Origin of the sequence: Mucilaginibacter sp. L196 (assembly GCF_009765905.1) — a bacterium.
In the GTDB taxonomy this organism is placed as follows: Bacteria; Bacteroidota; Bacteroidia; order Sphingobacteriales; family Sphingobacteriaceae; genus Mucilaginibacter.
On record NZ_LMUO01000015.1, the window covers coordinates 697,290 to 712,018 of the forward strand.

11 protein-coding genes are annotated in these 14,729 nt (G+C 40.4%); 3 read left to right on the forward strand and 8 right to left on the reverse strand.

From position 1 onward, the window contains the following. Positions 1-130: 130 nt before the first annotated feature. On the forward strand, positions 131-1,369 hold the full coding sequence (clpX, locus tag GSQ74_RS13935; RefSeq protein ID WP_158994280.1) for an ATP-dependent Clp protease ATP-binding subunit ClpX: 1,239 nt from the start codon (positions 131-133) through the stop codon (positions 1,367-1,369). A 282-nt stretch (positions 1,370-1,651) separates the two neighbouring features. Here the strand turns inward: clpX and GSQ74_RS13940 are convergent, their stop codons facing one another. The 4 genes from GSQ74_RS13940 to GSQ74_RS13955 all read right to left on the reverse strand — a co-directional run bounded on the left by GSQ74_RS13940 (position 1,652) and on the right by GSQ74_RS13955 (position 8,254). Further along, positions 1,652-3,898 carry a CocE/NonD family hydrolase gene (locus GSQ74_RS13940; RefSeq protein WP_216846741.1) on the reverse strand — a complete coding sequence of 749 codons (2,247 nt, stop codon included), beginning with the start codon at positions 3,896-3,898 and terminating at the stop codon, positions 1,652-1,654. Positions 3,899-3,928: 30 nt separating this feature from the next. Continuing rightward, on the reverse strand, positions 3,929-4,627 hold the full coding sequence (locus tag GSQ74_RS13945) for a LytTR family DNA-binding domain-containing protein (RefSeq protein ID WP_174236928.1): 699 nt from the start codon (positions 4,625-4,627) through the stop codon (positions 3,929-3,931). After that, on the reverse strand, positions 4,624-5,685 hold the full coding sequence (locus GSQ74_RS13950) for a sensor histidine kinase (RefSeq protein WP_158994282.1): 1,062 nt from the start codon (positions 5,683-5,685) through the stop codon (positions 4,624-4,626). The genes GSQ74_RS13945 and GSQ74_RS13950 overlap by 4 nt, the downstream gene beginning before the upstream one ends. A gap of 196 nt (positions 5,686-5,881) precedes the next feature. Continuing rightward, positions 5,882-8,254, reverse strand: coding sequence for an ABC transporter permease (locus GSQ74_RS13955; protein WP_158994284.1), 2,373 nt, complete (start codon positions 8,252-8,254; stop codon positions 5,882-5,884). A gap of 306 nt (positions 8,255-8,560) precedes the next feature. Here GSQ74_RS13955 and GSQ74_RS13960 point away from each other — a divergent pair, with 306 nt between their 5' ends. After that, positions 8,561-9,274, forward strand: coding sequence for a hypothetical protein (locus GSQ74_RS13960; RefSeq protein WP_158994285.1), 714 nt, complete (start codon positions 8,561-8,563; stop codon positions 9,272-9,274). A 30-nt stretch (positions 9,275-9,304) separates the two neighbouring features. On the opposite strand, the gene GSQ74_RS13965 is transcribed toward GSQ74_RS13960, so the two are convergent. Genes GSQ74_RS13965 through serC form a run of 3 tightly spaced genes read right to left on the reverse strand, consistent with a single transcriptional unit; the run spans position 9,305 to position 12,589 of the window. Further along, on the reverse strand, positions 9,305-10,267 hold the full coding sequence (locus tag GSQ74_RS13965; RefSeq protein ID WP_158994287.1) for an NAD-dependent epimerase/dehydratase family protein: 963 nt from the start codon (positions 10,265-10,267) through the stop codon (positions 9,305-9,307). A gap of 4 nt (positions 10,268-10,271) precedes the next feature. Continuing rightward, the gene (locus tag GSQ74_RS13970) at positions 10,272-11,480 is read right to left on the reverse strand and encodes a DUF1015 family protein (RefSeq protein ID WP_158994289.1); all 1,209 of its coding nucleotides are present in this window, start codon (positions 11,478-11,480) and stop codon (positions 10,272-10,274) included. Positions 11,481-11,488: 8 nt separating this feature from the next. Further along, complete coding sequence (gene serC / locus GSQ74_RS13975) at positions 11,489-12,589, reverse strand: 3-phosphoserine/phosphohydroxythreonine transaminase (RefSeq protein WP_158994291.1); 1,101 nt, start codon at positions 12,587-12,589, stop codon at positions 11,489-11,491. Positions 12,590-12,899: 310 nt separating this feature from the next. On the opposite strand from serC, the gene GSQ74_RS13980 reads away from it, so the two are divergent. After that, on the forward strand, positions 12,900-13,367 hold the full coding sequence (locus GSQ74_RS13980; protein ID WP_158994293.1) for an Lrp/AsnC family transcriptional regulator: 468 nt from the start codon (positions 12,900-12,902) through the stop codon (positions 13,365-13,367). A 265-nt stretch (positions 13,368-13,632) separates the two neighbouring features. Here the strand turns inward: GSQ74_RS13980 and GSQ74_RS13985 are convergent, their stop codons facing one another. Further along, on the reverse strand, positions 13,633-14,622 hold the full coding sequence (locus GSQ74_RS13985; protein ID WP_158994295.1) for a hypothetical protein: 990 nt from the start codon (positions 14,620-14,622) through the stop codon (positions 13,633-13,635). Positions 14,623-14,729 lie beyond the last annotated feature (107 nt).

The window sequence follows — 14,729 nt, forward strand, 5'->3', positions numbered from 1 at the left end:
TAGTATTAAGTCGAAAGTCTTGAGTTTTAAGTCTGATTTGACTTAAGAATCAGGGGGTTAGACTATAGACTCAACAAAGTCTTTATATATTAAAACAAATAGTTATTTTTGTTAAACAAAAGGAAATCAGATGAATAAAAACAGCAAGGAGATAAGATGTTCGTTCTGCGGAGCAGGAAAACAGGACTCCCTGATGCTAATAGCCGGGCTTGACGCGCACATTTGCGATAAGTGTGTGAACCAGGCGAACGAAATATTGGCTGAAGAGCTGAAAGTGCGTAAGGTTAAAACAACGCCGGCAACCCCAGGGATATTAAAACCCGCCGAGATTAAGAGCCACCTTGACCAGTATGTTATTGGCCAGGATGACGCTAAAAAAGTATTATCCGTTTCGGTATATAATCACTACAAACGCCTGAATCAACGTATTGATAAAGACGAAGTTGAGATCGAAAAATCGAACATTATAATGGTTGGCGAAACGGGTACAGGTAAAACTTTACTGGCAAAAACGCTGGCTAAAATATTAAACGTACCTTTTTGTATTTGCGATGCTACCGTATTAACCGAAGCCGGTTATGTAGGGGAGGATGTGGAAAGTATTTTAACACGCTTACTACAATCTGCCGATTATGATGTAGCTACCGCGGAACGTGGTATTGTTTATATTGATGAGGTGGATAAGATAGCACGTAAGAGCGATAATGCTTCTATAACCCGTGATGTATCAGGCGAAGGCGTACAACAAGCTTTATTAAAAATATTGGAAGGAACCATGGTTAACGTACCACCACAAGGCGGCCGTAAACATCCAGACCAAAAAATGATAACCGTTAACACCAGCAACATCCTGTTTATTTGCGGTGGCGCGTTTGATGGTATTGACCGTAAGATTGCTAACCGTTTACGTACCCAAACCGTTGGTTACAAAATGAAACGTGAGGATGGCGAGGTTGACATGAAAAACCTGTACAAGTACATCACACCACAGGATTTGAAATCGTTTGGGTTGATACCTGAGTTAATTGGTCGTTTACCGATATTAACTTACCTAAATCCTTTGGATAGGGAAGCGTTACAAAATATCCTGACCGAGCCTAAAAACTCGCTATTGAAGCAGTACAAAAAACTGTTTGAATACGAAGGTGTAACTTTAGAGTTTGAACCTGAAGTGCTGGATTTTATTGTAGATAAAGCAATGGAATTTAAATTAGGCGCCCGTGGTTTACGCTCGATATGTGAAGCGATAATGATTGACGCGATGTTTGAGTTCCCATCACAAAAAGATGTGAAACAACTAACTGTAACATTGGATTATGCCCACGAGAAATTCGAAAAATCAGACTTGAAAAAGTTGAAGGTTGCTTAATTTATTGTTCCAATATGAAACAAAAGCCCGGTATTTGCCGGGCTTTTTTGTTTCAAAAGTGTTTTAAAAGCCATAAAAAGTGTGATTTTTGATGCTTTTTTAAGTAAAAAATTGATAATTTTTTGATGTTTTTAGTCTAAAATGAACTGTTTTTAGCTGTTTTTGAATCTGTTTTGGGTTTTTTTTCAATGTAATATCGCTGTTTTTAGCAGCAAAAAGGGCGTTTTTGGGCCAGAAAGTGTTCCAAATGTACCAAGTGTTTCACTTGTGCCATGGTACAGTTTACTCTGAAAGAGGGACGTTTATAAAACTATCATTAAACCATTTGATTTTTAAAGGCGATTGTGCATCCTTTATTGTTTCCTTAGCAACATCCTTGCCTGTGCCGTAATTTACTTCTGAAAATGGGCTTTTCAGCACATTTAGAACAATCAGTAACCGACTGCCTTTACTCATCTGCCTGCTTACCAGTCTTGTTCTGGTGAATGGGATTGATTCAATTTTGCCTGGATGCAATAGCACTCTTTTGCTCATATCCTTTGCATAACTGGCCCGCCCAATGAAGTAAGATAGCTCGAAGTATTTACCGTTGGGCATTACTTCATATAATGCTGCGCAAACATCCATATCTTTTTTATTGATCATCGCCTTCAGTTCACCGCTGAACATTCCGTTAACAGCTACTGGTTTATCAAACGGTTTACAGATGTAGAATAGTCCGTTGCTCCTGTCGAGGCTGTCTTTTATAATTGGATATGGATAATAATCGCCATTGCTGGTTTGGCGGTCGGCTAAATCAACCACTTGGTTTAGTGCGCTTTTTTTATTGGGTTTTATTGCTAATAAGTTGTAATTATTCCTATTCTTCGAGTTTGTTAAATATAGTTTTAGTTGATGGTTAGCCATTTTTGTTATGGATGCTGTATGCTTCCATACATTGCTACCCATTAATTCATAATTGATCTTATCTTTTAGTATTTCAGGTTTTTTGGCTCCTTTCAATATATAATCCAGCCATTGAAAAGTAATATCCCTGGTGCTGATCAATGCCACGGGATCGACTTTATAATCCCGTAACACAGGTACGCCGCCCCGCTGTGTTCCAAAATGATCATAGGGGCCTATTATCAGGTAATGAACAGCTTTTGGGTTATATTTTAGATCCTCCAGCATGTAATGTAGCCCCGAAATTTGGCCATCATCATAATAACCTTCAAAAGTTAGCACGGGGATATTTATAGCTGCGAAATCTTTTTCATAAGGCACCTGATCCTGCCAGAATTTATCGTAATCGGGGTGTTTCAACCAGCTTTGCAGCAAGGGATTGGGCGTACCATCAATACTGTCAATTTTATTATAGGCCGCACCGCTGTTGTACCAATTGAAATTGATGTTACGCCAGCGGCTGGGATCATAGTATATTTTGTCATCCAGGTATTTATTATCCGTAACATAAAAAGCCCAGCCATAGTTGGCATTAATAAACACATTGTTTTCCATAGGCAAACCTAGCCCAGGGATTGCCGCAACATAGGGTACAATAGTTTTAAGTGCCGGGTTGTGATACTTAGCAGCAGCCCATTGGGTAAAGCCATTATAACTACCACCGTACATACCTATTTTGCCATTACACCAGGATTGTTTACTAATCCAGTCAATTACAGCATTCGCATCCTTGCCATCATCTTCATACGGAACAATTTTTTCCGGGCTTCGGCCTTTTCCTCTTGTATAGGCAATTATACCGGCGTAACCGTATGCCGCAGGTTCAATAATCCGTGTCCAGTCGGTGCTATCAGCATAAATAGTATATTGTAATACAGCTGGCTGAGGGGTATTAATCCCTCTTTTTAATACAACTATAGCGTTAATCAAAGCACCGTCCGGGGTTTTTATGAGCTTATCCTCAATAATATAGCGCCTGTTGCAATCTGCCTTAATTAGAGGTTTTGAAATAGCCTCGATACCTTGGTAAAGCTGAAGCTCATAATAGTTCCTGCAAAACGATATCGCGTCGGTAATGCTAAGACTATCTTTTTTCTGTATCGTTGTTAACGCGTTTTGAAAATCACCTTTCAGCTCATCAAGGCCATCGTTCGAAGCGAATGAGTTATAAGTTTTATAGGCGCTTTTATTATCCAAACTTTTAAGCATATTACTGAACAATTCATCAAATGCTATTTTAAAGGATGTGTTGGTTGCGTGTTGTTTAGCTTGGGCCTCTAAAAATAGTTCGTGTTGTATATACTGTGAATTTTTGGCCTTTGAATCAGCCCTAATGTGGTTAATAGAAGTTACCGCATCGGCATAATCCCCTGCAAGTACCTGTAGCCTGAATAAATCATCAAGGTAGTTTTTTTGATCGCCCTGATCTTTATATTTTGATAAAACTTCAGTAGCCAATAGCGGTATTTGTTTGGCTAAGGTTATGCTATCAGTTGCGGTTGGTTTGGAAAAATTAGCTTGTTGCCCTATGCAATAATTAGTTATAATCAGGCATAGCAATGCCATACAGAGTTTTCTGTTCATGATTGTAATGTTGATTTTTTTAATTGTTGATTATGTACGACCCATGTTTTTGAGCTTTACCGCCTGCCTTTCTGATACTTCAAATACACCACCAGGTTTCAGGCTTATAGTCATTTTACCGCCTGGTACTACGCTTATTTTATCGATGAAATGCCTGTTAATTATCTGCGCCCTGTTTATCCTTAGAAAAACTGCTTCGTCAAGCTTGTTTTCCAGTTGATTTAATGAGCTTTTGAGAAACACCTTTTTATCATCAAAATACAACCGGGCATAATTATCCATCGATTCTATTAAATACACTTTGCTCCAGCTTATAAAATGATATTGCTGGCGGTCCTTAACAAAAATCTGACTTTCGGCTGTGTTGTTGGCTGCTTTTGGTCTTACCTGTTCAATAGCTTTAGCAAAGCGTTCTTCGCGTACGGGTTTCATCAAATAATCAATCGCACTCACTTCAAAAGCTTTAACAGCGTATTGATCGAAAGCTGTAATGAATATCACTTGTGGCACCCTGTCAAGCGATTCTAAAAGGTCAAACCCTGATTTTTCCGGCATCTGTATATCCAGGAACAATAAATCAGGTTGTTTTAATTCAATTAATAATTTAGCGTCATCAGCGTTTTTAGCTTCGCCGATTATTTCAAAATCTGCATAATTATCCAGCAGTCTTTTCACTTCATCCCTCGCGGTACGCTCATCATCTATAATAATGGTCTTTATCTTTTTCATGCGCGTGGTATAAGTATGGTTGATGAAACATTTCCTCCCGCCCCATGAATAATATCAAATTTGGCTTTCCCTTTATATTGAAGTAATAGCCTTTCGGTTAAGTTTTTAATCCCCAAACCTTCGGCTGATGCATCAATGTTAAACTCGCCTGGATTTTGAACACTAATACTGATAAAACCACCTAACTCGATAATTTTTATGCTGATAAGGCCGCCATTCTTTTGCCTCGCGATGCCATGTTTTATCGCATTTTCGGCAAGTGTTTGGATACTAAAGCGTAGGATTAATGCATTGTTCAACCTATCATCAGCGTCAATATAAAATTGTAAACGTTCTTCAAAGCGTAATCTTTCCAGTTCAAAATAATCTTTTACCAGCGCAAGCTCATCCTTTAGGGTAGTTAATAACACATCTCCGCTATAAAGCGAGGTTCGCAGCAGATCGGATAGCAGATCTATAGCCCTGCGTGCCGATTTCGGGTTCTCAATCACCAATGCTTTGATATTATTTAAAGAGTTGAACAGGAAGTGGGGGTTGAGCTGTGCTGCTAAACTATTAAGCTGCGCATCTTTGGCGATGATGGCTAAGCGGGCATTTTCTTTTACAATACTAATCTCCCGCTGCGCATAATGATATAAATGATAAGCCAGCAACCAAATGGCCATAAGCCTGATCCCGGCCATCAACATAGCCGCCCAATTAAGTTTGAAAAAAAGCAGGAATGGTGGTACATGATCAGGCGTAAGCCAAAATCTGAATAAATAACTTTTAACTACAGTTACCAATAGATAAGCCAAACCCATTACAAAAATTGCCGGGACAATTCGTTTTAGTAATTGGTTAAGATTTAGCTGCTGCCATTTGTGCTTGATTGAAAAATTACGGTATAGATGGGTGATTAATATGTAAACAAAAACATCAGATAAAAATTGAAACAGGCCAATAAGAATATTGAAACGCCCGCCTGAATATCCTATATAGCTCCAGTATAGCGCGGCAACCGACCATCCGATGAGCTGGCATTTCCAATAAAGCGATATGGATGTATTTTTCTTCAACTTTTTTGCACTGATTATAAATCAAAGCAACACAATATACTTTATACTTAAAATATAAAGTACAGGAATGAAGTATTTTGGGGATAAACGCGTACTTTATACTGAAATTAGAACGGCCTTTTACAATATTGTAAAAGGCCGTTCTGTATATTAAAATAAGCTATTCAAGGTTATTACCTATTCTGCTCGCAGCTTATTATTCACTCTTCAAACTCTTTACCGGGTTCATCAACGCAGCCTTTATTGCCTGAAAACTGATAGTAATTAAGGTGATAGTAATCGCTAATAATGCTGATACGACAAATACTCCCGGCCCTATGCTGATTCGATAATCATATTTCAGTAACCAACTTTGTAAAAAGTAATAAGATAGGGGCGAAGCAATAAGGCAACTGATTACAACCAATACGATAAAATCTTTTGAAAGCAATAACCACACCTGTGCTATGGTAGCACCCAGTACTTTGCGGATGCCTATTTCCTTGGTGCGCTGTTCTGCTACGTAAGCGGCAAGGCCAAATAAACCCAGGCAGGAGATAAAGATGGCCAGCCCGGCAAATATACCGGATAGCTTGCCGATAAGCACTTCGATCTGGAATTTGCTGTTATAGTCCGCATCTACGAACCGATAACCATAAGGAAAACCTTGATCGTATTTATTAAAGATGGCAGTCACTTTTTCAACGGCTTCATGGGGCGGTATATTGGCCGACAGTCTATAGATCATGTTTCCACCCTTATCGGGGTAGAACATGGTAGGATCAGCAGGGGCAAAGGGCGAAATCATCAAAGCATCTTTTACTACACCAACTATCCTGAGGCGCTGGTTTCCATTCATCATTAATTGATTTATCGGATCTTTTAAACGCAGGCGTTTAACGGCTGCTTCATTCAATATAACATTATTGGAGTCTGCTTTTGAACCAGTAATAAAATCCCTTCCGGCTACCAGTTTTATCCCCAGCGTTTTAAAATAATCATCCGATATACCAATATAACCCATCTCGACTGTTTCTCCGGGTAATTTACCGGGCCAGTGATCAATATCCCCATGCGAACCAACATCAGTAACAGGACTGCTAGCCGTAGTAACCGATTGTACCAGGCCGCTTTGTACCAGTTCATTTTTTAGCGCAACATAATTACGGTCAAGGTCATCGTTCATATCCGTTGCCATCAGGCGATCAATATTATAACCGGTCGGCCTGTCCTTGGCGAATTTGATCTGCTTGTAAATAATCACCGTGCTAATAATCAGGGCAATGGAACAGCTAAATTGCACCACCACCAATATTTGGCGAGAAAATGATTTGGATTTTCCAGCGCTCATTGAACCCTTTAAAACTTTTACCGGGTTGAAGGAAGAAAGATAAAAAGCAGGTTTCCCGCCAGCTAATAGCGCGGTTAATGATACGCAGCCAATCATCATCATCCAAAACAAAAAACTACCATAAGGAATAGCTATGGGTGTACCGGTAAGGCTGTTAAAGGATGGCAATACCAAGATTACCATTACAAGGCAGCATAAAAATGATATAGCGGTGATCATGGCCGATTCGATCAGGAACTGGAAGATAAGGTCGCTTCGCAAAGAGCCGATTGCTTTTCTTACACCGACCTCCCGTGCACGTTTTTCAGACCTGGCGGTAGATAGGTTGATAAAATTGATGCAAGCAATAATCAGCACCAATAAACCTATGATACTGAAGGTATGCACATAATCAATAAAACCGCTGCTGGCAACACCGTTTTTGTATTCGCTGTATAAATGCCAGTCACTCAAAGGTTGTAGAATCACTTTTGAATTACGCGCATTCGTGCTTTCGGGTTCGCTTTTCTCAATATCTCTTATTTTAGGCTCAACCTGTGCATAGCTAATGCCCGGCCTTAATTTAACAAATATCTGAAAATTGTTAGACCCAAAGCCACTGGTACGTGCTTGCTTTACATAGCTTTGTGTTTGTTCAAGATAGCTAAAAGGAAGAACGAATTTAAACTGGAAAGACGAATTTGCAGGCAAGTCCTTAAGTATTCCCGTTACCTTAAGGTCATGCAAATCATCCACCCTTACGGTTTTATCCAGCGGGTTTTCATTGCCAAACAAGGCTTTTGCGGTTGATTCGGTTAATACAATCGAGTAAGGGTCTTGAAGGGCTGTTGCCGCATTTCCTGCTATAAAAGGATATTGAAACATTTTTAGAAAATCACTTCCAATCTGCGCTCCTGCCAGGTAGAATTTACGGTTATCAACTTTTAACCCATGTGACCCCATCCAATCCGATTCGGCTACATTTTCAATTTCGGGGATGTTGTTCCGCAAGGCATCCGCCAGTTTCAGCGATGTACTGCTAAATGTGAGTGTTTCACCATTGCTGTTAAAGTTTCGCCTAACCTGGTATAATTGCCCGTAATTGGGCAAAGTCTTGTCATAAGAATACTGATAGTGTACCCACAGGCCAATAACCAGCGCCACAGCCATCCCAGCTGCTAGGCCAAGGATATTCAGGAGGCTATAAACCTTGTTATTTAAAATATTGCGCCAGGCGATCTTTAAATAGTTTTTTATCATGATAACCGAGTTGAAATAAATATAACTAATAAAGTTTAATCATGCCAAAATATAAGCCAAAATAGTAAGTTGTTGATTTTTAGTGAATTAATATCTCATTGTAACTATTGGCTGTATCATAAGCGAACATCAATTGTTCGTTTCTGAAATTATGGCTAAATGGATTTCTGATTATGAATTATGGGGATTGATTTTGGCATGAAGTGCCAGTCTCCAGGAATATCCAGATATGGGCCTGAATGTAAAAAAAATAATTGCTTAAAATGTTTTTGCTCCTCAATCGTCTAAACCGGTAAACAAACCTGTATGGAAACATCTTTTTTACAAAATATAAAAAAACGCGCCGGGAGACTGATCGAACCGGCCTTATTAAAATCAGGGCGTGTGCTGGAAGTTCGTTATTGGAAGTCCGCTACCATGATCGAGATCGACCTTCATCTGCCGGAAGCTGATATGCAGCAATGGTCAGAAGTGCCTGCTGTTAAATTCAGGGTTAGCAACCTAACTTTCCGGGATTATACTCCAACTGGCTGGGATGCAGAAACGCGCACCTGTACATTGCTCATCGATGCTGCACATCCCGGCCCCGGTAGTGATTGGGCCAGGGAGCTGCGAAAAAATGACGTGGTGAATTACCTGAAGATTGAAATGACACGTCATACGCCTAACCCAACTGCGCTGATTGTTGGATTGGGTGATGAAAGCAGTATGGGGCATTTGCTCGGCCTACAGCAATTGGTGCATCCGGTTACCCGTTTTATTGGTGCCATTACCATAAGCAATGAAGGTCAACGTGATGAATTTACCAACTATTTCAGGTCGCCCATAGAACCCCTTGCCCGTGAAGATGAATACGGCATGGAAAATTTGATCAGTTGGGTGGAGCTACAGGGTTTTTGCAGCGCGCATACTTATTTCCATCTGGCCGGTAACAATACACTTGTAAGCCAGCTGCGTCGGTCTTTAAAACAGTTGGGGTATCTTCCTGATCAAATTATGGTAAAAGGGTTCTGGTCATAAAAATGAGAGATTGAGCAATCTGTAAATTTCTTATGCCTCAATACACCTCGTTACAATTTCTTTGTTTTTACCAATATGAAGCAACATATCTGCCGTCATCTTTTTTAGGTCGAATTGTGGTTGCCACCCCCAGTCCTTGCGTGCCTGTTCATCTTTGATGCTGGCGGGCCAGCTATTAGCAATCTCGTTCCGGTAATCAGGTTCATAAGCTATCTGGAATTTCGGCAAATGCATTTGAATCGCCGCAGCCAGGTCACAAGGTGCAAAACTCATCCCGGCAAGGTTGTAGGAGGTGCGAATGCTGATATTTTCCTTTGGCGCATGCATCAGTTCCATCGTCGCCCTTATAGCGTCTGGCATATACATCATGGGCAGGCAATTATCTTCGGTAAGGAAACAGGTGTAATGCCCGCTTTCCAAAGCCTGGTGAAAAATGTCGATGGCATAATCTGTCGTACCTCCGCCGGGCGGGGTGCTGTAAGAGATCAGGCCGGGATAACGTATACTGCGCACATCCACGCCAAACTTATCAAAGTAATACTGGCACCAGTATTCGCCAGCCCTTTTGCTGATTCCGTAAACGGTATTGGGTTCTATCCTAGTATGCTGAGGGCAATTGTATTTGGGCGAGGTAGGGCCGAATATGGCGATACTGCTTGGCCAGAAGATCTTATCCAACTGGAATTCTTTGGCGATTTCCAATACGGATAACAGGCTTTGTACATTTAGTTTCCAGGCCATCTCCGGATGTTGTTCGCCTGTAGCGGATAACATCGCGGCTAATAAATAAACTTGGGTAACCTCCAAATCATGGATGACCTGTCTTAGTTTAGTGGCATCAAGCACATCCAGTTCAATACTGTCAGAACCGGGTTTAATGGTTTTATCGGCAGCAATCACATTTTCACGTCCATATTCCTGTCGAAGAGCTATGGTAAGTTCTGTACCGATCTGTCCGGCTGCGCCGATAACCAGTATGATTTGTTTCTTCATTATACTATTCATGTTTATAGAGTAATAAGCCGTAAGGTATTTTTGGATCAATCCAGGTTGATTTTGGCGGCAGATTAAGGCCAGCATCCGCAGCTGTGCAAAGCTGATCAACCGTCATCGGGCAAAGTGTAAAACCAATTGCATCTGGGTTTTCCCGGAACAGCAGCTCCATTTCTGGCATGGCTTTTTCCCCGCCTGTATGTTTTAATCGCTGGTCTGTAGCAGGATCGGTAATATGAAATAATGACGATAAGATAAAATCCTGTAGAATGGATACATCGAGGATATTGGTATTTGAGCTATAGGTGTTTGGCTTAGCTCTTAAATAATACCAGTTTCCCTGTATATACATTCCCATCTTTCGTTCTTCAAAAGGTTGTACAGGATTGTTGTTAAATGATTCTTGTATATAAAAATGTGGCAGTAGTTGATTGAAGAGCCACTTCTTCCTGATGGGCATATCAGGAAGAACCACACGATTATATTTTCGGATCTTAACCTCTTGTGTTGACATATAGATCGCGGAAATGGTATCAAAAAGCGTTTTTTCGTTTTTTGCCTGTTCCTGCAAAAGCAATTGTGCTGAATGTTTACGATGGTGGCCATCCGCCAGATATACAGATTCAATGCCTGCAAATGCAGAAATCAGTTGCTCCTGTATTTCGGGCTTTTCAATTTTCCAAAGTTTATGGATACCTGCAGCGCTCTCATAACGCACATCTGGAAAACCCTGCTTACTTTCTGCGATAATATCATCAATCACTGGATCCGGTGGATAGGTTAGCAGGATTGGGCTACCTTCCAGGCCGGTATGTTCCCGGTAATTTTTGATGCGACGAACACTGTCGTCAAATGTGAGTTCATGTGTTTTGATAGGCTCTTCGAGAGCGGTCAGCGCCCAAATCCCAACCTGTTTGTAGGATGGATGCGCCGCTTCATAAACATAAATGCAAGGGGTTGCGTCGAGCCATAAACGTTCGCTTTCCAGCAGCTGTTTTAAGATATTATTGATGTCGTCATAGGCTAATGCTTGCATCTCCGGGGTTTCGGGCCTTAGGCGCGCTCCCGTTTCGAGCAGGGTTTTCAATGGCGGCAAACCTTCAGGTAATTCAGCATTACCCGCAACAGATTCCGCCTGTGGTTTGGCGAAGACCAGCTGATCAGCGTAAAATGGATTGGGGTGTATTGCCCTGAAGGGTTTGATAGTGGCCATAGTTTAGCTTAGTAAGTGGACTGAAATGGAACAACCGTTTCGGCATAGGCCTGCATACATCCAACCAAAGCCTTTACGCTTTCATAAGGGAGTGCATTATAAAGCGAAGCACGGAAACCGCCGATCGTACGGTAGCCTTTGATGCCAACCATACCCGATTTTGCCGCATACGTTAAGAAATTAGCCTCATCCACGGGGTTTTCCATGCGAAAAGTCACATTCATTAGCGAGCGATGTTCGCGGGCGGCTGTACCCTTAAATAGCGGATTACGGTCTATTTCATCGTATAACAATTGCGCTTTGGCAAGGTTTTCCTTAGCTATGAATTTCACGCCACCTGTCTCTTTCAACCATTGCAGGTTGAGCATAGCGGTATATATTGAGAATACGGGCGGTGTATTATACATTGAGCCATTGTCACGGTAAATGCGGTAATCCAGCATGGACGGAACCGGGTGTTTGACACTATCGAGGAATTGGTTTTTTGCAATCACGATGGTTAGGCCTGCAGGGCCGGTATTCTTTTGAGCACCTGCATAAATCAAGTCGAACTGCGAGACATCGATTTCCCTGCTGAATATATCCGATGACATATCACAAACTACGGGGACGTGTGATTTTAGCGCTCCCCACATTTGCGTGCCTTCAATAGTATTGTTACTGGTGTAGTGGAAATAAGCAGCATCCTCAGGTATTGTGTAATCCTCCGGAAGATGGGTATAGCCGGCATCTTTACTGGAACCGATTACGTTCACTTTTCCAAAAAGCTGAGCTTCTTTAATAGCTTTAACACCAAAATATCCCGCATCAAGGTAGGCGGCTTCCTTTTTGCTGCCCTGCAAAAAATTCATGGGCACCATGCAAAACTGCATACTGGCGCCGCCCTGTAAGAAGAGCACACTGTAATCATCCGGAATATTCAGCAGTTCGCGGATCAGCATTTCTGTTTCTTTTACAACACTTTCAAATTCGGGCGAGCGATGCGAAATTTCGAGGATGGATAAGCCTATTGAATCCCATCTTTTTACGGCTTCGGCGGCACGTTGCAAAACAGTTTGCGGCAGGATACAGGGGCCTGCACCAAAGTTATGTTTAAGGGTTGCTGACATCGTATGAATAATTGATTATTTTATGCTGCAAAGTTTCAGTATTTAAGGATTATTACCTATACATTGAGTACTATTTAGGTGTTTAACCTATTTAATGTAGTTTTTTTAGTTAAAACACCTTTTCATAGTCTTTAAAAGGGTGTTTTATAGGTATTTTACTAGTTTCAATACACTATGCTGTTAACTTATTTATGCAAATATTTATCGGGTTTTGAATGATATTCGCTTTATTTAATCGTTTATATTTACCTTAGGCCCGCAGATTATGTAATAAACATAAGCTGTATTTTTTACACTAAGCTATGTGAAAATGAAAAAGAAACTGGACAAGTTTGATATTGGTATTTTGGATATTCTGCAGCAGGATTGCCGCACATCCTGTAAGAAAATAGGAGCAGAGGTCGGCCTGTCTGAAACGCCTGTGCAGGTACGTATTCAACATATGTTTGAGGGCGGGTATATCAAGCGGTTTACAGCAATTCTGGATGCTAAAAAGGTTGGTTATGGATTGATTGGGTATGTACAGGCAAAGCTGATTGAGCATACGGAAGAGAGCCTGACAAGTTTTATGACAGAAGCGGTAAAACTAAAGGAAGTAAAGGAATGCTACCATATGTCGGGTGCTTATGATTTTTTGATGCGCGTGATCATCAGTGATATGGATGAATACAGCCAGATTCTGTTAAAAAAACTGGCCAGGTTACCCGGAAAACCCCACTTCGAAAGCTTTTTTGTAATGGCAGAGGGAAAATGCGAAACATCCTTTGACGTAAGATAAATCAGCAGTAAAAAGGCATAAAACAGAAAAGGTCTTAGTAAAACTAAGACCTTTTTAGCAGTGCGCCCACCTGGGCTCGAACCTATCTTTGTTAGTAGCTTATTATCAATAACTTATAAAGAAAGTCAATCTTCAGGTGCTTAGTTAGGTGCCCACTTTATTGACTGTTCAAATATACGGTTTTCTCTCTAAAATGTGGATATTCCGCTGATATAACTGAACTTTGTATGCCTTGCAAATAGATACGCTTATTGGGGTTACCATGTTACACCTTCCAGTCGTAACTCATTTTACCACATCCACATCTAATTTTTTTTTCTACAGTATCATAATGCTTAACTAAAACCGGCTTATTACAAGCTGCGTCTTGACAATAAAACAATTTCTGCAATTCAATAAGGTCTGCCCAAAAAGATTTAAGGTCGCCTAACTTAGGAGAAAACGGATTGTCGTGTGATAGTAAGTTACCTATAATATTTGAATTAATTATTCTGTCAATGATTGGCATTTGTGCTTTGAGTTCTACACTACTCTTATTGATTTTCGATTTCAATTCATTTAGTAACTCATCTGGCATCCGCTTTTCATTCCATTCATTCATCCTGAAATTAACTTTTACTTCAAGATTTGAACAAATTTCTTTTAGCAAATGCTCAAGGTATTTCCTGATTGGATTTCCTAAAATATCAACATTACCTTTTGCCAAGTTCGTTTCAATAATTTCTCTTATGTCTGTTGGCTTATCTTCCAAATAGGTTCCATCTGCATCACTCCACTTAATTTCATTGATTAACCAATTTTTTCTTTTTGCAAGTTGGCTTACATACTGAAACCATTCGTTTTCATGAGTCAATAAAATTATTTGATAGTCAGCAAATTTCTCGAACAATAAATTTGCAAATCTGATTCTATGATTACTGTCAAAACTTGAAATCACATCGTCTAAAAACAAAAACTTATTCTCTTTATTGAAAGCGATAACGGAAGCTAAAAAGAATGATAAACCAAAACAATTTAGATGTGATTCACTAAAATATTTTTGAGGTGGCGAAACCCAACTGCCGTTATATTGATACTGAATTGTGATTCCATTTAATTCGTCTTCTTCGCCAATAGTTATAATCTTCAATTCCTGAAACTGTTCGCCAGGGTTCATAAACTGATAGAACTCGTTTATCTGCCCTGAGAAAGTAGAAATAAAAATTTCTAATCCTTCCTTTTGCTTCTTCACAAATTCATTGTAAATAATTTCCATTGAAGTCCTTTGGTCTGGAGATTATGATGAATGAGACCACACCATTTCGGCGCAAGCTGACCCACCGTTTCGGGGCAAACTGACCAGGGCATTTCGGGGCAAACTGA